Raw genomic sequence first — 20,361 nt, forward strand, 5'->3', positions numbered from 1 at the left:
CAGAGGTGACCGCCCTCCATCGGCGCCCTCTACCCGTTCGGCCCGTTCCATCATCGTCGTCACCTCTTGCTCCGCGGCGATGGGAACAACAACGGGCGACGCGGGCGGTGACGACGCCCTTGGCCGGGTGATATCTGTATCAGCAACAGAGCTGCTGATATAAGTCACGTGCACGTATTGTTTCTGGCCCTCCACATCTGCTCGTACTTGCCTGACTGCTCGAGTCTCTGTTGGCACGACTGGTTGCTGTCGATATAATTGTCGTAGCCCATCTTGCATGCTTGCTTGAATTCTTCGGTGATATTTCTGGCGCCGCGACTGCCCATCACTGCGAACAGCTCGCGGCGCGGCCCGGGAATAAGGCTCTGGCAGTACCTGTTAGCGGCGCTCCAGCCAGTGTCATAGGCCGCCTGCTCCAGCTCGGACAGGGATTCCTCGTCACTTGCGTATGCGACGTTCGTAGAGGCAAACAGTGTGCACAAAGCTGCGGCACATAGCTGCATCTTCATCGACTTTCTCCTTTTTCATGGACTCCATCGCGTATGATCTGTGCTCGCCGTCAGCCTACTGCCGTCGGCGGCGTATCCATTGTGACCCCGCGGCGTGTGCCAAGGGGCACGGATGTTCAAAAATGACGGACGAGCTCCGCGCGTGATCGTGGCAGCCGGCCTGAGTGCGGCGTGCGTGGGACAAGACTCCGCTTGTCCGGCGCGCTCGCACCGGCGGAGGAGTGCGCGCCACGCGACGGGTGCAAGCTGAGCTTAGCCGGGCATCATCCCTCGCTTGCGCCGTTGGCGAGCCGACGCTGCCACCCGTTCCGCGCCGTCGACCTCGGCGGGAGCGGCAAATGGCTACGCCTCATGGCCATGGCCGGGCGGTTACGGTCAGATATCTGACCACGGGCGACGCTGGCCACCCGCGCAGCGCGCTCTCGTTGGCGCGCGCCAAGCAAGAGAGGCATGCAGTCCATGCGAACTCCCATGCACACGGTATCTCGATCTGTCGAGTGGCCTCGGTCCGGGACACACTCGTGACGCGGGCGCTGTTCGCGAAGGCGCCATGACGCCGTGACGTTGCGTCTCCAGCATCTGATCCGCGCGGTGCCGATCGACATCCCCGAGGCGCGGGATGACGAGCACCGCTTTCCCGCGCCTGTTCACAGCCGCGGATCGATCGGCTCGCTCTCCAGCGCCAGCACCCCGAACACACACTCGTGCACGCGATGGAGCGGCTCGCCCTCCACGAAGCGGTGGAGCGCCTCCAGGCCGAGCGCGTACTCCCGCAGCGCGAGCGCGCGCTTCCCCGACACGCTGCGGTTCCGCAGCCGCGCGAGGTGCTGCGGCATCAGGTACTCCGGTCCATAAATAATCCGCAGGTACTCCGGCCCGCGACACTTGATCGCCGGCTGGACGAGCCCGCGCGGGCCGCGCACGACCCACTCCCACGACTTCACCACCATGCCCTCGCCGCCGCGCTCGACCATCTCCGTCCAGAAGGCCACCGCCTGCGCCTCGCTCTGCGGGTCCGAGAGGTCGACCACGCGGTGCGGGGTCTCCACGAAGAACGCCGGATCGACCTCGGCGAGCCGCGCGAGCTGCCGCAGGTGGAAGCCGTGGTCCCGCGCCGCGTGCACCGCGCCCTCGCTCGCGAGCAGGTGGAACGGCGCCAGACGGATGTCCGCCAGCGACCGCACCGGCCAGCAGTAGCGCCGGTAGGCCGCCACGTACCCGTCCATCGCCGCCTTCCGGGCCGCGTGGCGCTCGAGCAGCACCCGCGCGCTCTCGTCGCGCGCGGCGGCCTTCTCCAGCGCCCGCACCGTCGCGTCGAGCGACGCGCGGCCCGACGAGCCCACGGCGGCGTACTGGCCGCGCAGGAGATCCTGGGCCTTCGCCGACCAGGGCAGGAGCTCCGCGTCGAGGCAGACCCAGTCCGTGCGCAGCTCGGCCCACAGATCCGCCCGATCCATCGCCGCCCGCACCCGGTCGATGAGCTCCCGGCTCCGCGCCTCGTCCGAGAAGAACGGCCTGCCCGTGCGCGTCGTGCACACGCCGAGCGGCCCCTCGTCGAGGCGGAACCGCCGCCGCCGCGCGGCCTCGTCGCGGCACACGACGAGCACCGCGCGCGACCCCATGTGCTTCTCCTCGCAGACCACGCGGCCCACGCCGTTCTGCCGGAAGTACGCGAACGCCTCGCGCGGGTGCTCGAGCAGGCCCCCGTCCTTCGACGTCTCGCTCGGCGACATCGTCGGCGGCAGGTAGATGAGCCACCGGGGATCCACGGCGAAGCGGCTCATCGCCTCGAGCGCCGCCGCCGCGTTCTCCTCGCGGATCGTCACCATGCCGTGCACCCGCGTCCGGATCGCGCGCCGGCCGCGCACGTCGTCGATGTCGAGCACGTCGTAGGCCTGCCCGCGCGATCCGGCCTTCGGCTCGCCCGCGAGCGGCGCGAGCGGCTTCGCGGGCTCGTAGTACACGCGGCGCGCCTTGACCTCGACGAGCTCGCGCTCCGGGTAGCGGAGCGCCGTGAGCGCGCCGCCGAACACGCACCCCGTGTCGATGCAGATCGTGCGGTTCTCCCACTCGGCCACCGTCGTCGGCGTGTGGCCGTAGACCACCATCGCCTTGCCGCGGTACTCCGAGGCCCAGTTGTACCGCACGGGCAGGCCGTACTCGTCGGTCTCGCCCGTGGTCTCGCCGTACAGGCAGAACTCGCGCACCGCGCCCGAGCCGCGGCCCTGGAACGCCTCCTTCACCCCCGCGTGCGCGACCGCGAGGTTGCCGTCGTCGAGCACGTAGTGGCTGACGAGCCCGTCGATGAAGTCCGCCGCCTTCGCCTTGAACGCGTCCGTCTCCGCCTCGAGCTGCTCGAGCGTCCGCTCGAGCCCGTGCGTCGCCCGCACGTCGCGCCCGCGCAGCTTCTTGAGCAGCTTCACGTCGTGGTTGCCGGGCACGCAGAGCGCGGCGCCCGACTCGACCATCGCCATCGCGAGGCGCAGCACGTCGGGCGAGCGCGGCCCGCGGTCCACGAGGTCGCCGAGGAAGATCGCGCGCCGGCCCTCGGGGTGCGACGCGCGCGGCGCGTCCGGCAGCCCCTCCAGCTTGTAGCCGAGCGCCTCGAGCAGCTCGACAAGCTCGTCGAAGCAGCCGTGGACGTCGCCGATGATGTCGAACGGCCCGCGCTCGTCGCGGCGGTCGGTCCACAGGCGCTGCCGCTCGATCGTGGCCGCCGCCACCTCCTCGGGCGAGGAGAGCACGTGCACGTAGCGGAAGCCCTCGCGCCGGAGCTCCTTGAGCGAGCGGCGCAGCTCGCGGCTCTGGCCCCGCACGACGTGGGGGCCGAACTGCCGGTCCGGCCGGCCGGCGTTGCGCGCGTGGCAGAGCTTCTCCGGCATGTCGAGCACGATGGCCACCGGCAGCACGTGGTGCTCGCGCGCGAGCGCGACGAGCGGCCTGCGCGCGTCCGCCTGCACGTTGGTCGCGTCGACGACGGCGAGCCGCCCCGACGCGAGCCGCTTGCCCGCGATGAAGTGCAGGACCTCGAAGGCGGCCGCGCTCGCGGACTGGTCGTTCTCGTCGTCGGACACGACGCCGCGGTAGTGGTCCGACGAGAGGATCTCGGTCGGCTTGAAGTGCGCCCTCGCGAACGTGCTCTTGCCGGAGCCGGAAGCGCCGACGAGCACGACCAGCGAGAGGGAAGGGACGATGAGGGGTGCCTGCTCGCTCACGACGCCGCCTCCATCGCCTGCGCGAGGGCGCTGCCCCCGCCGCCCGCGCCGCCGTCCTGGGCATCTCCGCCGCCCGCGCCGTTGGTGCTGCTGGCGCCGCCCGCGCTGCCCCCGCCGCCCTCACGCGTGAAGATCGCCATCTGCGTCGGCGCGCCGAGCGAGGGATCCATCGGGCCGATGGGCAGGTGCTCGACGGCGTAGCCGTGCGCGGCCGCGACCCCCTCGCAGAAGGCGTGGAACTCGGCGCGCGTCCACTCGAAGCGGTGGTCGCCGTGGCGGAGCGCGCCGCGCGGCAGCCCCTCGAACAGCGCGTTGTACTCGGCGTTCGGGGTGGTCACGAGGACGACGCGCGGCCGCGCGTGCTCGAAGACGCTGCGCGTGAGCGCGCCGAGCCGCGAGAGGTCCACGTGCTCGATGACCTCGACGAGGGTCGCGGCGTCGTAGCCCGAGAAGCGCGCGTCGCGGTAGGTGACCGACGCCTGGAAGAGCTGGATGCGCCGCCGCTGCTTGTCGGGCAGGTCGTCGAGGCGCAGCCGGTTCCTGGCGATCTCGAGGCTGCGCATGGAGACGTCGGCGCCCGCCACGCGCTCGAAGACGCGCTCGTCGACGAGGCGCTTCAGCAGCTTGCCCTCGCCGCAGCCGAGGTCGAGCACGCTCCTCGCCTCGGCCCGGCGGAGCGCCGCGACCACGGCCTCGCGCCGCGCCTCGTCGAGGCTCATCCGCGCCTCACCGCGGTCCTCGGGCGCGGCCTTCTCGTCCTCGGCCTCCTCCGGGCTCGCCTCGTCGTCGGCCACGAGCCGCGCGAGCGCGGCCCGGAAGAGCGGCCGGCTGTGCTTCAGGTAGCGGAGCGCGATCGCCTCTCGCTCCGGGTGCTCCGCGAGCCACCCCTTGCCCTTGGCGAGGAGGTTGTCGACCTCGGCGTCGCCCACGTAGTAGTGCTTCTTGTCGTCGAGCACGGGCACGAGCACGTAGAGGTGCGCGAGCAGCTCCCTGAGCCGGCACGTCCTCGCGAGCGAGACGCGCAGGTACGCGCTCTGGCCCCACTCCGGGAACGTCTCGTCGAGCGGGAGGCGCTCGGCCGCGATCTCGTAGCCCAGCGGCTCGAAGAGCCGCCGGAGCAGCGCCTCTCCGCCGCGGCACGGGAGGGCCTCGATCGTGGCGGAGAGGGGGATCGGCGCGTCGGCGAGCTCCGGGCGGTCGCGGCACTTGCCGCCGAGCGCCGAGCCGAAGACCTGCGCGATCGCCACGGAGAGGAACGACGAGGCGACGTAGGGCCGGTCGTTCACGTACTGCGCGAGCGTCCCGGGCTCGCCCGCGCCGCGCCCGCGCACGAGGTCCACGGGGTCGACGTCGAGCAGCAGCGCCGCGGTGCACCGCTCCTCGGTCGCCTCGGGATAGAACACGTGCGCCTTGCCGAACGACAGCGGGAACGACTGCGTGTACGCAGGGTTCTTGACGAGCAGGTAGCCAAGATCGGTCGCCGGCCTGTGCGTGGTGGTGAGCGTGAGGAGCATCGGGGGCCGCAGTCTACGCTAGTGTTGGACGGGTGACGCAGGAGCCCGCAAGCGAGGGAAAGGCTCACGTCGGCAAGGCCGTGGTGATCACCACGGCCGTGCTCTGGCTCCTCGGCTGGATCGACCAGGGGAGCTTCGAACTCTGGCGCGGGCTGGGCATCGCGGTGTGGGTCGCGGCGGTCCTCGGCGCGCTCACGCTGGTGGCGCGCCGCATCGGACCGCAGCGCGCGCCGATCTGGCGTCAGCTCGTCGTGCTCGCGTTCACCGCCGGGATCGCCAGCTCCATCACCAACACCTTCTTCTTCCTGGTCGCCACGGCGCTGCCCGAGGTGTTCCCAGAAGGACCGCGACGGCCGCTCGTGGCCACCGCCGTCGTGGGCTTCTTCGACGGCGACGCCTTGTTCGGCTTCTGGGCCCTCCTGATCGAGCTGCCTCGACAGATCGGCGCCGAGCGGCGGCTCGAGCACGAGCAGCGCGCGCTGCGCCAGGAGGTCGAGCTCGCGCACATCCGCGCCGCGCTCGAGCCTCACTTCGTGTTGAACACGCTCAACACGATCGCCGGCCTGGTGACCGAGGAGCCGGCCGAGGCGCGCACCCTGATCGCGACGCTCGGCGACCTGCTGCGGGACATCATGCAGGGATCGCGGCGATCCCATCACACGGTCCGCGAGGAAGTGAGCTGGCTGCGGGGCTTCGCGCGCATCCTGGAGTCTCGGCACTTCGGGCGGCTCGCGTTCGAATGGGACGTGGACGCCTCGGTGGAGGACTGCATGCTCCCGGTGATGCTCCTTCAGCCCCTGCTGGAGAACGCGGTGCACCACGGCGCGCTGCGCCGACGGGAGCGCGGCCGTGTCGTCCTGCAGATCACCGGGGAGGCAGGACACCTGCGCTGCGCCGTCGAGGACGAGGGCCCCGGCTTCGACCTTGCCGCTGTCCCGCCGGAGGGGCGGGGGCTCGCGCTGGTGCGGCGCCGCGTCGCCCTGGAATCGGCCGACGCGTCGCTGCGCATCGACTCGAAGCCCGGCCGGACGCGCCTGGAGGTCACGCTGCCCAGGAGGACCGCATGAAGCCGCTCTCTGCTCTCGTCGTCGAGGACGAGTGGCCGGCGCGCAACTTCCTCGTGGAGCTGCTGCGCGATACCGGGAGATTCGGAACCATCGCCGCGGTGACGAACGTCGAGGCTGCTCGAGAGGCGCTCGATCGCGTCGAGCTCGGCATCGATGCCGTATTCGTCGATGTCCGGCTCGTCGATCGCCCTGGAGACACGTCGGGCCTCGACTTCGCCCGCTCCCTCTCGGATCTCGCGAGCCCGCCGGCGGTGGTGCTCGCCACCGCGCTGGCGCATCACGCGCTCGATGGGTTCGAGATGGGCGCTGTCGACTATCTGCTCAAGCCGTTCACGCTCGACCGCGTCACCACGTGTGTGGCGCGGCTCCTCGAGCGACGCCGGGCGCCGTCCCCGAGCGCGGGAGAGCCGCGCCTGGTCGCGCGACAAGAGAGCCGCCTGGTCTTCCTGGACCTCGACGGGATGCTGGCGTTTCAGGCGGCGGAGCGGCTCACCTCTCTCCACCACGTCGACGGCGTGTTCTCGGTGGATCTCTCGCTCAACGCGCTCGGGGCCACGCTGGGCGATCGTGTGCTTCGCGTGCACCGCAACTGGCTCGTCGCCCCGGCGCACGTGCACGGGCTCGGCCGGCTCGACGGAGAGCTGGTCCTCGAGGTCGGTCCACGGCTCCGCGTGCCCGTCTCGCGCGATCGCGCGCGAGAGGTCCGGCAGCGGCTCCTGGAGAACACCGTCGGCATCACTCTGCCCGACTGAGCTCGCCTCTCTCGGCCGAGAGGACCAGCTTCCCCAGCTCGAGCCCAAAGCCCTCGATGTCGAACACGTCGTACGTGTTCGTCCCGAGGATCACGCGCGTGTTCGCCGCCGGGCAGTCGATCGCGACCCCTCCAAGGCCATAGTCGCCGGCTCCGGCCGCGGCGTAGACCGTCTTGCCCTCGAGGTCGTGGGCGCCGCCCGAGAGGTAATGCGCCTCGTACGACGCGAACGCGGCCGGACCGAGCACCTCCCCCTTCCAGACGGCGACCAGCCAGCGCTCGAGGTCGGAGACGGTCGTCACCAGCCCGCCATTGCCGACGAGCGACCAGGTGTACGGCCATCCGGCGGGGTCGTTCTCCCCGAAGGTCGAGGCGTCGTATCCGATCGCGGTGTCGACCTGCTCCCAGATAGGGTCACCGAAGAACCCGCTCTGTTGCATGTGGGCGGGAGCGAAGAGCTCGTCACGCACGTAGTCCGTGAACGCTCGTCCCGAGACGGTCTCCACGACGTCGGCGAGCAGCGTGTAGCCGGAGTTGGAGTATCCCTCGTCGCTCCCCGGCTCGAACAGCAGCTCCTGCGCGAAGATCCGCTGGCGTGCTTCGAGCCGCGTCATCGGCTCGAAGTCGCCCTCCGTGTCGTGGTACTCATCGAACCCGGCGCGATGCTGGAGGATCTGAACGAGCGTGATCTCGGCCTTGTCGGCCGGCACATCATCGAAGAGGGTCGCGAGCGAGTCGGTGACGGCGAGCTTGTGGTCGCCTTCGAGCTTGAAGATGGCCGTCGCGGTCAGGTCCTTCATCACGGAGCCGAAGTCGTACGCCGTGTCGGCGACATTGGGGATGTTGTGGTCTCGATCCGCCAAGCCGTAGCCGCGCGCGAGCACCTCGGCCCCGTCGACCGTGACCAAGACCGACCCGGAGAACCCGGCCGCGGCCGCGTCCGAGAGGCGACGCTCGAGCTCCTCGCGGAGCTCGTCCCGCTCGGGAAGTGCGGGCGACTCGCCGCTGCACCCAGTTTGTGGGACAGCCAGCGTGACCAGGCCGGCTGCCATAAGCCATTGCGAGATTGGTTTCATGCCGCGCCAGGCTGCCAGCCGAGCTCGCGAAGATCAGGGACGAACCGACGAGCGCCAGGTTCTCGGCCACGAGCGGCGGGTTCTGCGGGACGAGCACGTGGGGGCGGCGGCAGCGCGTCCCGAGCCCCGGAGCGCTGTCTTGGCCGGATCGAGGCCAGCCGTGGCTCGCCCGTCGAGGGCGACGCGCGCCGGGTCGAGCCGGTACACTGCGGCGGGCGCGCGGGCGCGTTCGTGGACTCGGAGAATTTATGAGCACAAGCTCTGAGCTTCTGGACAAGAGGATCCGCGTCGTCGTCGAGGGGATGGCGATCGAGTGGGATCTCGAGAACGGGCAGTGCACCTGGGCCGGCGTCCCCTCGGTGTCGATGTTCCTGCCGAGCAGCGTGGTTGGCCTGATGTCCGGCTTCCAGCGGATGGCGGGGACCGAGCGCTTCAACCTCGCCGTGGAGAGCGGGGGGCGGCTCAGCATCGATGACGACTGGAAATACATCTCCGGTTATCCGACGTTCGAGGAGGGCTTCAAGGCGCTCGGGCTCGGCGCGGCCACGGCGGGCTGGGGCGTGTGGCACGTGCTCTCCCTGGACCGGGAGCGGAAGGAGGCCCGCTTCCGCGTGGTGAACGGGTGGGAGTCGGTCTACCAGAAGGAGCTCGATGTCTGCTGGGGCAGCAGCATGATCGCGGGCAAGCTGGCCGGGCTCTGCACCCGGCTCTTCGGGGAGGAGTGCGACGTCGAGCAGACGTCGTTCGCCGCGCGGGGCGACGCCCACGACGAGTTCACGGTGCGCCCCGCCACGACCAGCCTGGAGGACCGGCTGCAGGGCCTGCTCGACGAGGAGCGGGCGACGAAGACGGATCTGGCCATCGCGCTGCACAAGCTGAAGCGCGAGGTCGAGGAGCGCGCCCGCATCGCCGAGGAGCTCCAGAGGACCGAGCAGGAGCTCCGCGACAAGCTGTCGTTGATCGAGCGGCAGCAGCACGAGCTCCGCGCGCTCGCCACGCCGATCATCCAGGTGTGGGACGGCGTGCTGACGCTCCCGTTGATCGGCACGCTCGACGGCGTGCGGGCCGGGGTGATCACCGAGGAGCTGCTCGACGCCATCGTCAGGACAGGCTCCCGCTATGCGATCCTCGACATGACCGGCGTGGACAGCATCGACGGCGAGACCGCCGATCACGTGATCCGGATCATCCGCGCGGTCGAGCTGCTCGGCGCCAAGGGGGTCATCACCGGCGTGCGCCCCGCGGTGGCCGCGCTGATCACGTCGCTCGGCCTGGAGCTGTCCGCCGTGACCACGCTGCGGAACCTCCGCGAGGGGCTGCGGATGTGCATCCAATCGCTCTCGGACAAGGCTGCAGGGGTGTGAAGGCGGCGGGCGGTGGGGAGCCGCCCTCCGGCGATAGCTCTGCCCGCCAGTGATCCGGCCAGGGATGGCCGGACCTCGTCCCCACCTCGCGCTCTACGCTTGCGGCCAGGGTCAGCGGCGGTAACGGTGGTGGCGGTGCGCTGGCGCGCGCCCGAGGCGCTTCCGTCGCGTGACGTCGCGAACAACCAAGAGAAAAGGTCCATGAAGCTTCGTTCCATCTCGGTCCTGATCTGCGTTCTCGCCCTCGGCGCCGCGTCGTGCTCGAAGGAGGCGCCGAGCGCCGGCAAGGCCGCGCCTGAGCAGACGCAGGCGAACGCGGCGCACGCCCCCGCGGACGTGAAGCCCGGCTCCCACGAGGACTGGTGCGGAGAGCACCAGGTGCCCGAGTCGCAGTGCACCCGCTGCAACCCGGATCTGATCCCGGCCTTCAAGGCCACCGGCGACTGGTGCGCGGAGCACGGGCTGCCGGAGTCGCAGTGCCTCAAGTGCAATCCCGATCTGAAGATCGTCCGGCCGCCGAAGGAGAGCTGACGTGTCAGGCCGCGTTGGCATCGCGGTGCTCCTGCTCCTCGCCGCGCTCCCGGGTTGCGGGGGCAAAGGGACCGACAACGCCGCGGCGGAGAAGGCCGGGGCGAAGCGGAGCGCGGCGTCGGCCGTCGAGGGCGCCATGTGCAAGGAGCACGGCGTGCTGGAAGCCCTCTGCACGAAGTGCAACCCGAAGCTCGTCCCCGTCTTCCAGGCCAAGGGAGACTGGTGCAAGGAGCACCAGTTCCCGGAGTCCATCTGCCCCATCTGCCACCCCGAGCGCGGAGGCAAGCCGGCGGCCGACGTGGCGAGCGACGGCGCGCCGGCGGACGGGACGAAGGTCAAGTTCAAGACCAAGGACACGGCCCGCCTCGCCGGGATCCTCACCGCGAAGGCCGTCGAGCGTCAGGGCGGCGGCGGCATCCCCGTGACCGCCAGGATCGTCTACGACGCGCTCAAGGTGGCGGAGATCAACGCCCGCGCCCCGGGGGTCGTCCGGCAGCTCCACGTGGACGTGGGCACGGAGATCAAGAAGGGCGCGCCGCTCGCGATCATCGACAGCGCCGACGTGGGCGCCGATCGCTCGCGGCTGGCCAGCGCGCAGTCGCGCCTCACGATCGCCGAGGAGAACCTGAAGCGCGAGGAGCAGCTCGAAAAGGAGGGGATCTCGTCGCGCCGGAGCGTGCTCGCCGCGCAGCAGGAGCTCGACGCCGCCCGCGCCGAGCGCGCCTCCTTCGCGGCCTCGCTGGCCGTCGTGGGCGCGAGCGCGGGCGGGAGCGGGGGCTACACGCTCACCACCCCGCTCGCCGGCGTCGTGACGCAGCGGAAGGCGACCGTGGGCAGGCTGGTCGGCGTCGAGGAGACCCTGTTCGAGGTGGTCGACGTCTCGAGCATGTGGGCCGAGCTCGACGTCCCCGAGACCGATCTACCGGCCGTCTCGCTGAAGCAGCCGGTGGTCATCGAGGTCGACGGCATCGAGGGACGCGAGCTCCGAGGGGAGATCACGTACGTGGCCCCGGCCATCGACCCGGCCACGCGCACGGCCAAGGCGCGCGTCCCGCTCGCGAACCCGGGCGGCGCGCTGCGGGCCAACATGTTCGGCAGGGCGCGCATCCTCGCCCCGTCCCGCGCGGCGGTCGTGGTGCCCCGCGCCGCGGTGCAGCGCGCGAAGACGGTGAAGCTCGTGTTCGTGCGGCTCGCGGACGACCAGTTCGAGGCGCGCCGGGTCGAGATCGGGGCGACCGAGGGCGACCTGGTAGAGGTGACCAAGGGCGTGCGCCCGGGCGAGGAGGTCGCGACCGAGGGGAGCTTCCTGCTCAAGACCGAGACGCTCAAGGAGAGCATCGGCGCAGGTTGCTGCGGCGAGGACTGAGGCGGAGGCCATGCTGAACGCCGTCATCACGTGGTCGCTCCGCCACCGGTTCCTCGTGATCCTGGCCTCGATCGGCCTCTCCCTGGCGGGCATCCTCGCCTTCCGCCGCCTGCCGATCGACGCCTTCCCGGACACGACGCCTGTGCAGGTGCAGATCAACACGGTTGCGCCTGCCCTCTCCCCCGTCGAGATCGAGCGCCAGATCACCGCCCCCGTCGAGCAGGCGATCTCGGGCCTGCCCAGGCTCGAAGAGGTCCGCTCGCTCTCTCGCTTCGGCCTCTCCCAGGTCACCGCCCGCTTCGAGGACGACACGGACATCTACCTGGCCCGCCAGGTCGTCATGGAGCGGCTCCAGACCGTGACGCTGCCGCCGGGGATCCATCGCCCTGAGCTCGGCCCGGTCGCCACCGGGCTCGGTGAGGTGTTCCACTACGTGGTCACGGGCAAGGGCAAGTCGCTGAGCGAGCTGCGGACGGTCCACGACTGGGTCATCGCGCCGCAGCTCCGCTCGGTGCGCGGCGTGGCCGAGGTCAACGCGTGGGGCGGCGATGAGCGGCAGATCCAGGTGCTCGTCGACCCGGCGGAGCTCACGGCGCGGGGGCTCTCGCTCCACGACCTCTCCGAAGCCCTGGAGCGCAACAACGCGAACGTGGGCGGGGGCAACCTGGACCAGGCCGGCGAGTCCGCGCTGATCCAGGGCATCGGCATCGCCACGCGCGTGAGCGACATCGAGGACATCGTGGTCGCCGCCAAGGGCGGGGCGCCCATCCGCGTGCGCGACGTCGCCCGGGTGGTCGAGGGGCGCGAGATCCGGCGGGGCGCGGTCACCGCCGACGGCCAGGGGGAGGTCGTGCTCGGCCTCGGCTTCATGCTGATGGGCGAGAACAGCCACGACGTCACGACGCGGCTCAAGGCGCGCCTGGAGGAGGTCAAGAAGAGCCTCCCGAGAGGCGTCGACGTCGCCGTCGTGTACGACCGCACCGAGCTCATCGACAAGGTGCTCGGCACCGTGGAGAAGAACCTGCTCGAGGGCGCGCTGCTCGTCGTCGCGGTGCTCTTCGCCTTCCTCGGCAACCTCCGCGCCGGGCTCATCGTGGCCTCGGCCATCCCGCTGTCGATGCTCTTCGCCTTCGATCTGATGCTGCGCGCGGGCGTCGCGGGGAGCCTGATGAGCCTCGGCGCGATCGATTTCGGCCTCGTCGTCGACAGCTCGGTGATCATGGTCGAGAACTCGGTCCGGCGGCTCTCGGAGGACGCGAGCGACCGGAGCACGACGGACGTCGTGCGCGACGCCTCGATCGAGGTGCGCAAGCCGACGATGTTCGGCGAGCTCATCATCATGATCGTCTACCTGCCGATCCTCGCGCTCGAGGGGGCGGAGGGGAAGCTGTTCCGGCCGATGGCGCTCACCGTCATCTTCGCGCTCATCGGCTCGATGATCCTGTCGCTCACGCTCATGCCGGCGCTCGCGAGCCTGCTCCTGCCGCGGCGTATGAAGGAGCGCGAGAACGTGCTCGTCCGCCTGCTCAAGCGGGCCTACCGGCCCGCGCTGCAGCTCGCGCTGCGGTGGCGCTGGGCGGTGCTCGCCGGCGCCGCGCTGCTCCTCGGCAACGCGGCCTTCCTCGCGACGCGGCTCGGCGCCGAGTTCGTGCCGCGGCTCCGTGAGGGGACGATCGTCGCCAACACCGTGCGGCTCTCGGGTGTCTCGGCTGGCGAGTCGATCCGCTACGGCACCCGGCTCGAGCGGGTCCTCCTCGACAGGTTTCCGGACGAGATCGAGCGCGTCTGGACGCGCACGGGCACGGCGGAGGTGGCGACGGACCCGATGGGGCTCGAGCTGTCGGACATGTTCATCACGCTCAAGCCGCGAGAGGCATGGAAGCGCGCCGCCACGCAGGACGAGCTCGTCCAGGCGATGGAGTCGGAGCTCTCGGGGATGCCGGGCATGCGCGTCATCTACACGCAGCCGATCGAGATGCGGGTGAACGAGATGGTCGCGGGGATCCGGGCCGATCTGGGGGTGAAGCTGTTCGGCGACGACTTCGACACGCTCAAGCAGAAGGCGCGCGAGATCGAGGCCGCCCTCAAGAAGATCCCCGGCGCCGCGGACGTGGTGACCGAGCAGGTGACAGGCCAGCCCGTGCTCGAGATCGAGGTCGACCGCGCCGCCATCGCCCGCCACGGCATCGCGGCCGCCGACGTCCTGGATGTCGTCGAGGCCCTCGGCGCGCGGGAGGTGGGGCAGCTCCAGGAGGGCGAGCGCCGCTTCCCCGTGGTGCTGCGCATCGACGATCGCTACCGAGAGGACCCCGCCTCCATCGGCCGCATCCTGGTCACCGCGGCCGGCGGCGAGCGCATCCCGCTCGCGCGGCTCGCGAAGATCCGCACGACCGAGGGGCCGGCCGCGATCAACCGCGAGTGGGCCAAGCGCCGGATCGTCGTGCAGGCGAACGTCCGGGGCCGCGACGTGGGCACCTTCGTCGAGGAGGCGAGGGCGAGGCTCGACGAGGTCGAGCTCCCGCCCGGCTATTACGTCCGCTTCGGCGGGCAGTTCGAGCACCTCGAGCGGGCGCAGGCGCGCCTGCTCGTCGTCGTGCCCATCGCGCTCGGGCTGATCCTGCTCCTGCTCTACCTCACGTACGGGCGGCTCCTGGATGCGGTCCGCGTCTTCACGGGTGTCCCGTTCGCGGCGATCGGCGGCGTCGTCGCGCTCTGGCTTTGCGACCTGCCCTTCAGCATCTCCGCGGGCGTCGGGTTCGTGGCGCTGTCAGGCGTCGCGGTGCTCGGGGACATGGTGCTCGTCTCGACCATCCGGCAGCTCACAGCGGCCGGGATGCCGGTGCGGGATGCCATCGAGCTGGCAGCCGAGCGGCGACTCCGCCCGGTCCTCATGACGGCGCTGGTCGCCTCCCTGGGCTTCGTGCCGATGGCGCTGAACACGGGTGTCGGCGCCGAGGTCCAGCGCCCGCTCGCGACCGTCGTGATCGGCGGCGTGATCTCCTCCACGCTGCTGACGCTGCTCGTCCTACCGGCGCTCTACAGCGTGGTCGGCGGGAGGCTCCGCGCGGACGCCGCCGGCGAGACGGGCGCCTCCGAGCCTCCGCGGCCCGCTGGCCCGGCCCTGTCGCCTGCGGCGGAGTAGCCGATGCCCGCGCGCTCCCGCCTGCGCGCGATCGCCGCCGCCGCGGGCGTCCTGGTCCTCGTCCAGGCGCTCGCGGTGGGGCTCTACTGGGCCGTGGAGCGTCGCCGCGGCGCCGAGCGGCCAGGTCGCCCTTTCGCGCACGAGCGGCTCCACGACGGCCAGCGCATGCCGGACGCCACCTTCGAGCACCCGGACGGGACCTTGCTCGACGCGGCCGCCTTGCGCGGCCGGCCGGTGCTGCTCCACTTCTGGGCCACGTGGTGCGCCCCCTGCCGCGCCGAGCTCCCGCGCTTGCTGGCGCTCGGCCGGCAGCTGGAGAAGGCCGGGAGGCTCCATCTCGTGGCCGTGAGCGTCGACGAGAACTGGGACGTCGTGCGCGCCTTCTTCGGGGGCGAGGTCCCTCCCGGCGTCGTGCGGGCCGGATCGCCTGCGGTGCAGCGGCGGTTCGGGGTCTCGACGTTGCCCGACACCTTCCTGGTGGAGGCGGACGGCAGGATGTCCCTCCGCTTCACGGGCGCGAGGGACTGGCGTGCGCCCGAAGCGACGACGCTGCTCCTTGGACAGGAGCGGCCAGCGCCCTGATCGCGCTTCCCCCGGGAAATCCCTGGCGAGGGCCACGCCGCCTGCTGCGTGAAGACGGAGCGCTCTCTGCCGGGTCCTGGCATCGAATGAAAATAATTAGCAATTACAAACGCTTGTGCGTATGCGCCGCACGCTGGCCGAGCGTTCGCCTGCCGGCCTGGCGGCCTGGCGGGAAGGCTCCACGGGAAAAGTGCCCAGCCCGAGGCTACTCGGCGCCCCCGGCAGACACCGACGACCCATCGAGGGAGCCGCCTGCGCCACCCGAGGCATCCGTGCCGCCGATGCCATCCGTGCCGCCTGCTCCACTCGTGCCGCCTGCGCCATTGGTGCCGCCTGCGCCGCCCGCGGCATCCGTGCCGCCTGCGCCGCCCGCGCTGCTCGTACTGCTCGCGGCATCCGTGCCGCCCGCGCCGCTGGTGCTGCTCGCGGCATCCGTGCCGCCTGCGCCGCCCGCGCTGCTCGTACTGCTCGCGGCATCCGTGCCGCCCGCGCCGCTGGTGCTGCTCGCGGCATCCGTGCCGCCCGCGCCGCTGGTGCTGCTCGCGGCATCCGCGCCGCCCGCGCCGCTCGTGCTGCTCGTGCTGCTCGCGGCATCCGCGCCGCCCATTCCACCGGCGCCGCCGCCGCCACCCGCACCGCCTGTGCCCGGGTCCTCCAGGGGGTAATTCTCGTCGAGGCACAGACGGCCCTTGGGCGTCAGGGTGCAGACCTCGCCGTCCGCGCAGGACGACTGGCCTCTCGGGCACTTCGTCACGCCGAAGAGACAGAATCCATTGGTCTCCACGCCAAGGAACACGCACGCGGAGGTCGGCAGCAAGCAGTCGCTGTGGCTCGTGCACGCGTTGGTGCACATACCGACGTCGCCGACCCCGGGCTCGTCCGCGAAAGGATACGCACAGAGGCCCTTCTCCAGGCCTCCGCAGTCCTCGTTGGCGGCGTCCCCGCCGAGCCCGCACAGGCCGGCGCACACGCCGAGATTGGTGCCGACTTCGATGCACCACCCCGCGCAGGGATCCGTGCCGTCGGCCTTGATCGCGCACTGGGCCCCTGTGGGCAGCCCTCGCGCGGGCTCGTCGACGCAAACGTTCATCCGGGGGTCGCACACCCGGCCGCCGCCGCACTGGCTGTCGGAGCCGCAGTTCGGCAGGCACACGGACACGTCATCGATGTCCTCGCAGCGCAGCTCCTCGCGGCCGTGGCACTTCGCCGGATCGAGCTTGTCGACGATGCTCATGAGCGGGGGCTCGCCCGCGGCGCAGCCCAGAAAGCAGAGGCCGTCGAAGCACGCGCTGCCTTCGCCCTCGCAGTCGCTGTCCTGTTCGCACGCGGTCGTGCAGTACCCGCCCGCCGGGCCTCCGCCGAAGAGGTCGTCGCCCGATTCCGTGAAGCAGTGGCCGCGCGGGCCGCAGTCCGCGTCTTTCGCGCACCGAGCGCCGAGCCCGCGCGCTTCACCGGAGCCGCCGTCGCCAGAGCCGCCGTCGCCGGAGCCGCCGTCGCCGCCCCCGGCGCCGCTGTGGGCGCTGGAGCCGCCGTCGCCGCTGCCGGAGCCCCCGTCGCCAGGGCCGCCGTCGCCGGAGCCCCCGTCGCCGGAGCCGCCGCCGCCGCCATTGCCCGCCGTGCCCGCGCCGTCGCTCCCCGCGCCCGCGCCTTCGCTCGTCGATGTTCCTCCCGGGCCTTCGTCGGAGTCGTCAGAGCAGCCGAGAAATCCCGTCGAGACGGCGACCGTGGTGAGCAAAGCCGCCGCAATTCTTCGCACTCTCATCGCTGTCACCCGAACCAGGAGGCCGCGCCCCCATCGGGCGCGCCATCGACTGATTCACAGACGGTACCGGAATCGACGCCTCTCCAACATCGGCAACCGCCTTGTGCCGGCGTCCGCCGTCCTCCCGCGCCGGGCCAGCCCGGGCGCGGCCCCGCCTCAGAGCCGCACGAGCAGCCCCAGAAACCCGGCGAACGTCGGTCTCCCCGCGGTGCCTAGCCGCTCGCCGCCGAGCGTCACGACGGCGCGGGGCTCGGCGAAGATCGCGTGTACATCCACCAGGAGGGTCGCGCGGTCGGTCAGGCGCAGACCGGTGCCCCCGCCCAGGGCCGCGGCGACCGACCAGACATCGCCCGTCGCGCTCCGCAGCGGGGGCAGGGGATCACCGCTGACGAACAGGTGAATTCCGCCCACGCCGGCCGAGAGCACAGGCGAGAGCGCGCCGCCCGTGTCCAGCGCCCATACCGCCTCCAGAAAGGCCATCTCCTGACGGACGGACACCGTGCCGAGCTCGCCCTCGAGCGTGGGCCCCAGCGTCGGCCCAGCGAACGTCAGCCGCGCCGCGAGCCCCGCGGGCAGCGCGCCGCCGTGGCCGTCCGCGCCGACCCCGTACGACAGCCGCAGCGCGGGCCCCAGCGCCGGCCCGATGCCATCCACGCTCAGGAGCGCCGCGAAGCCGGCCTCGACGCCGACGCCCGCGAGCACCCCGGCCCGCCCAGGCGGAGGGGTCATCCCGGCGGCCCGCCTCCGGACCGGCGCCATCCACCGCTGCACGTCGTCGGGAACGGCGGCGCTGCCGCCCTCCGCGGCGCGCCGGGGCGGCTCCTGCAGGCTCGCCTCCAGCAGGCTCGCCTGCAGGAGCTCGACCGCGCGCACGGCCATCACCGAGGGCGCCGACGCGCCGGCCGCCTCCACGGCGCGCACCACCGTCTTCTGCGTCACCCGGTCGACGATCCAGAGGTCGGCGGTCGCGCCCGTCCGCGAGCGGACGATCGTCGCGGCCGCGAACGCGCCGGCCTCCTTCGCGGCGCGCTCCAGCCCTGCGCGCGGATCGCCCTCGGGCGCTCGCACGACGCGCACCACCTCGAACCCCGCCGCGCCGAGCTCGGCCCGCAGCCGCGTGGCTGCCTCGAGCACGAGCGCATCGTCCACGCCGGCCTCGACGATCACCACCCGCGACGCGGCCGCCTCCGCCTTCTGCGAAGGCGCGCCAGGCGGCGCCGCGTCGGCCCGCGCCGCGGCGGGCGCCGACGCGAGGAGGACCCAGAGCAGGAGAGTGGGGGAGCGCACGCGCCAGGGGTCTATCAGATCGCCAGCGGGGGTGGAGGCGCATGGCAGCGAAGGGGGAGGGGGCGGGGGCAGGGGCCCGGCGACGTACCCGAAGGGCCGAGCCATGGAGATCCGGCGGCGTCCGTCCGGACGGACCACGGCTGGGAGGACCTCCACCATGCGGCGCGCTCTCGCGGAGGAGCGTCGATGTGAATATGCTCGACTGGGCCCCACCCTGCCGTCGAGACGCCGCCGCAGGGATCAGGGGCGGCCGCGCAGACCGAAGGGAAACGCCATGGCAGATGGGGAGATCGAGGATCTGCAGCAGCTGCCGTCGCGCCAACACAGCGGCTCGGAGTCGAAGCGCGACGACGCTCCGCCGGTGCTCGTGGGTCCGACGGCCGGCGGGCGGCAGGCGCAGTCAGGCCCCACGGATGCCTCGCCGGAAGCAGGGCAGCCGCCCTCCAGGCGAGAGCAGGCCCGGCCGCCGCCCTGCCGGCGAGGGGACCTGCGGCAGCCGCCGCCCGCCGAGGAGATCGAGCTCGTCAACAAGACGGCTCGCCGGATCTGCATCAGGCGCGATGGCAGCGATCTCGTCGTGGCGCCTTTCGACGTGGTGCGCACGACCGAGGCGGCGGCGCAGGGGCTGGATCTCAGCGTCTGGCTCGAGCGTGGTTATGTGGAGAAGCGCGCCCCGCTCCATGTCGAGGAGCCGAGCCTCGACGCCGCCGCCATCGCGGGGGTGCTGCTCCTCGGGGGGCTCACGTTGCTGTTCATGGTCACCCTGGACGGCTGGGCCCGCTTGACCTTCGGCGCGGTCGGCGTCGGGATGATCGCGTTCACCGTGTTCCCGTCGCTGGAGCGCTGGGCCCAGCATCGCCATCGCAGCACCGCGCTGATGCTGCGCGACCAGTTCTGGCGCGCGATCGGCATGCTGGCGGTGTGCCTGGTGGGGCTCGGCATCCCCGCCGCCACGGTCCTCTTGCAGGCCGAGAAGCAGCTTCACGAGATCTTCAAGCAATCGATGCGCAGCATGGCATTGCTGCTCCTCTTCGCGCTGTTCATCGGCACCGCGGCGACGTTGCCCGCGCTCCTGTTCTTCCTGTTCGCGGAGCAGCGCAGGAACGTGGTGAAGGAGCAGTTCCACCGCGACGTGCTGCGGCTCGACCCCGCGCTCCGCACGATCGACGAGGCGGAGCGGGCCTACTCGCCGCTGATGAAGGACGCGCTGGACACCCGGCGCGGTCCGCTGTTCTTCGTCCCGATCATCCTCAGCACGTTCCTCCTCTCGGTCGGCTGGGTGATCTCGGCGCTGCCGACGGTGGCGTCCGTGGCGGAGACGCTGGGCGACAAGCCGGTCGAGCTCCATACCCTGTTCATCCCCAACCGGACCGCGTTCACATTCGCGTTCCTCGGCACGTATTTCTTCGCGCTCAACATGGTATTCCGCCGCTATGTGCGGGCGGATCTCGGGCCCAAGGCGTACAGCCACATCTCCGTGCGCATCATCATCGCCACGATCCTGGCCTGGGTCATGAGCAAGACGTTCGAGGGCGCCTCGCCCTCGGGCGGCGCGGCGCCCATCGACAACGCGCCCTGGCACCTGCTCGTGCTCGCGTTCTTCATTGGCATCGTCCCGGACACCGGGCTCGCCGTGCTCCATGACCTGCTCAAGACGCGCATGGTCACCTTCTTCGTCCCTACGTTGAAGGACCGCGACCCGCTCACACATCTCGAGGGCATCACGCTCTACGACAAGGCGCGCCTGCTCGAGGAGGGCATCGAGAACATCGAGAACCTCGCGCATCACAACCTCATCGAGCTGATCCTGCGCACGCGCATCCCGGCCCCGCGCCTGGTCGATCTCGTGGACCAGGCGATCCTGTACCTCCACGCGCGAGACGAGGCCGAGCCCGCCCGCAACGCGCCGTCGAGCATCCTCTCGAAGCTCAAGGCGCATGGCATCCGCACGGCGACCGATCTCGAGCTCTGCATGGCGACGAAGGAGACGCGCGACGCCGTGGTACGGCTGTCCTCCGAGTCGCGCATCCTGCTCCTGCTGAGCGCGCTGCGGGACGACGAGTGGATGCCGCAGCTCCGGAGCTGGCGCGAGTTCCGCAAGACCTACGAGTACGCGTACACCGTCGAGCAGCTCACTCCGCCCTCGCCCGAGGCGAGGCCCCGGGCGGCGTGACCGCGCGTGACGTGGCGCGACG

14 protein-coding genes are annotated in these 20,361 nt (G+C 71.5%); 8 read left to right on the plus strand and 6 right to left on the minus strand.

The window, feature by feature from the left end; translation table 11 throughout:
- Window positions 1–164 precede the first annotated feature (164 nt).
- The 3 genes from WMF29_RS15120 to WMF29_RS15130 form a co-directional block, all read right to left on the minus strand.
- Window positions 165–509: a hypothetical protein gene (locus tag WMF29_RS15120; RefSeq protein ID WP_437329504.1), complete on the minus strand. Its 345-nt coding sequence runs from the start codon at window positions 507–509 to the stop codon at window positions 165–167.
- Between the two features lie 647 nt (window positions 510–1,156).
- Complete coding sequence (locus tag WMF29_RS15125; protein WP_437329505.1) at window positions 1,157–3,724, minus strand: polynucleotide kinase-phosphatase; 2,568 nt, start codon at window positions 3,722–3,724, stop codon at window positions 1,157–1,159.
- The gene (locus tag WMF29_RS15130; RefSeq protein WP_437329506.1) at window positions 3,721–5,238 is read right to left on the minus strand and encodes a 3' terminal RNA ribose 2'-O-methyltransferase Hen1; all 1,518 of its coding nucleotides are present in this window, start codon (window positions 5,236–5,238) and stop codon (window positions 3,721–3,723) included. The genes WMF29_RS15125 and WMF29_RS15130 overlap by 4 nt, the downstream gene beginning before the upstream one ends.
- Before the next feature lie 32 nt (window positions 5,239–5,270).
- On the opposite strand from WMF29_RS15130, the gene WMF29_RS15135 reads away from it, so the two are divergent.
- A complete protein-coding gene (locus WMF29_RS15135; RefSeq protein WP_437329507.1) occupies window positions 5,271–6,305 on the plus strand; it encodes a sensor histidine kinase in 1,035 nt (344 codons plus the stop codon).
- The gene (locus tag WMF29_RS15140; RefSeq protein WP_437329508.1) at window positions 6,302–7,057 is read left to right on the plus strand and encodes a LytR/AlgR family response regulator transcription factor; all 756 of its coding nucleotides are present in this window, start codon (window positions 6,302–6,304) and stop codon (window positions 7,055–7,057) included. Before WMF29_RS15135 ends, WMF29_RS15140 begins: the two co-directional genes overlap by 4 nt.
- On the opposite strand, the gene WMF29_RS15145 is transcribed toward WMF29_RS15140, so the two are convergent.
- A complete protein-coding gene (locus tag WMF29_RS15145; RefSeq protein ID WP_437329509.1) occupies window positions 7,041–8,108 on the minus strand; it encodes a serine hydrolase domain-containing protein in 1,068 nt (355 codons plus the stop codon). The two genes, WMF29_RS15140 and WMF29_RS15145, sit on opposite strands and share 17 nt — an antisense overlap.
- A gap of 272 nt (window positions 8,109–8,380) precedes the next feature.
- Here WMF29_RS15145 and WMF29_RS15150 point away from each other — a divergent pair, with 272 nt between their 5' ends.
- From WMF29_RS15150 to WMF29_RS15170, 5 genes are all read left to right on the plus strand, one after another.
- Complete coding sequence (locus tag WMF29_RS15150) at window positions 8,381–9,496, plus strand: STAS domain-containing protein (protein WP_437329510.1); 1,116 nt, start codon at window positions 8,381–8,383, stop codon at window positions 9,494–9,496.
- Window positions 9,497–9,697: 201 nt separating this feature from the next.
- Window positions 9,698–10,027: a hypothetical protein gene (locus WMF29_RS15155; protein ID WP_437329511.1), complete on the plus strand. Its 330-nt coding sequence runs from the start codon at window positions 9,698–9,700 to the stop codon at window positions 10,025–10,027.
- Window position 10,028: 1 nt separating this feature from the next.
- Window positions 10,029–11,393, plus strand: coding sequence for an efflux RND transporter periplasmic adaptor subunit (locus WMF29_RS15160; RefSeq protein WP_437329512.1), 1,365 nt, complete (start codon window positions 10,029–10,031; stop codon window positions 11,391–11,393).
- Window positions 11,394–11,403: 10 nt separating this feature from the next.
- Complete coding sequence (locus tag WMF29_RS15165; protein ID WP_437329513.1) at window positions 11,404–14,535, plus strand: efflux RND transporter permease subunit; 3,132 nt, start codon at window positions 11,404–11,406, stop codon at window positions 14,533–14,535.
- Between the two features lie 3 nt (window positions 14,536–14,538).
- The gene (locus tag WMF29_RS15170) at window positions 14,539–15,117 is read left to right on the plus strand and encodes a redoxin family protein (RefSeq protein ID WP_437329514.1); all 579 of its coding nucleotides are present in this window, start codon (window positions 14,539–14,541) and stop codon (window positions 15,115–15,117) included.
- A gap of 205 nt (window positions 15,118–15,322) precedes the next feature.
- On the opposite strand, the gene WMF29_RS15175 is transcribed toward WMF29_RS15170, so the two are convergent.
- Window positions 15,323–16,879 carry a hypothetical protein gene (locus tag WMF29_RS15175; RefSeq protein ID WP_437329515.1) on the minus strand — a complete coding sequence of 519 codons (1,557 nt, stop codon included), beginning with the start codon at window positions 16,877–16,879 and terminating at the stop codon, window positions 15,323–15,325.
- Window positions 16,880–17,035: 156 nt separating this feature from the next.
- The gene (locus WMF29_RS15180) at window positions 17,036–18,166 is read right to left on the minus strand and encodes a hypothetical protein (protein ID WP_437329516.1); all 1,131 of its coding nucleotides are present in this window, start codon (window positions 18,164–18,166) and stop codon (window positions 17,036–17,038) included.
- 274 nt (window positions 18,167–18,440) lie between these two features.
- Here WMF29_RS15180 and WMF29_RS15185 point away from each other — a divergent pair, with 274 nt between their 5' ends.
- On the plus strand, window positions 18,441–20,339 hold the full coding sequence (locus WMF29_RS15185; RefSeq protein WP_437329517.1) for a hypothetical protein: 1,899 nt from the start codon (window positions 18,441–18,443) through the stop codon (window positions 20,337–20,339).
- Window positions 20,340–20,361: the final 22 nt, after the last annotated feature.

This window comes from Sorangium sp. So ce381 (assembly GCF_051473845.1).
Lineage (GTDB): Bacteria > Myxococcota_A > Polyangia > Polyangiales > Polyangiaceae > Sorangium > Sorangium atrum.

Coding starts and splice junctions, on each gene's coding strand:
- WMF29_RS15120 (WP_437329504.1), bottom strand. CDS start 509: ATGAAGATGCAGCTATGTGCCGCAGCTTTGTGCACACTGTTTGCCTCT.
- WMF29_RS15130 (WP_437329506.1), bottom strand. CDS start 5,238: ATGCTCCTCACGCTCACCACCACGCACAGGCCGGCGACCGATCTTGGC.
- WMF29_RS15140 (WP_437329508.1), top strand. CDS start 6,302: ATGAAGCCGCTCTCTGCTCTCGTCGTCGAGGACGAGTGGCCGGCGCGC.
- WMF29_RS15145 (WP_437329509.1), bottom strand. CDS start 8,108: ATGGCAGCCGGCCTGGTCACGCTGGCTGTCCCACAAACTGGGTGCAGC.
- WMF29_RS15150 (WP_437329510.1), top strand. CDS start 8,381: ATGAGCACAAGCTCTGAGCTTCTGGACAAGAGGATCCGCGTCGTCGTC.
- WMF29_RS15155 (WP_437329511.1), top strand. CDS start 9,698: ATGAAGCTTCGTTCCATCTCGGTCCTGATCTGCGTTCTCGCCCTCGGC.
- WMF29_RS15165 (WP_437329513.1), top strand. CDS start 11,404: ATGCTGAACGCCGTCATCACGTGGTCGCTCCGCCACCGGTTCCTCGTG.
- WMF29_RS15170 (WP_437329514.1), top strand. CDS start 14,539: ATGCCCGCGCGCTCCCGCCTGCGCGCGATCGCCGCCGCCGCGGGCGTC.
- WMF29_RS15175 (WP_437329515.1), bottom strand. CDS start 16,879: ATGAGAGTGCGAAGAATTGCGGCGGCTTTGCTCACCACGGTCGCCGTC.
- WMF29_RS15185 (WP_437329517.1), top strand. CDS start 18,441: ATGGCAGATGGGGAGATCGAGGATCTGCAGCAGCTGCCGTCGCGCCAA.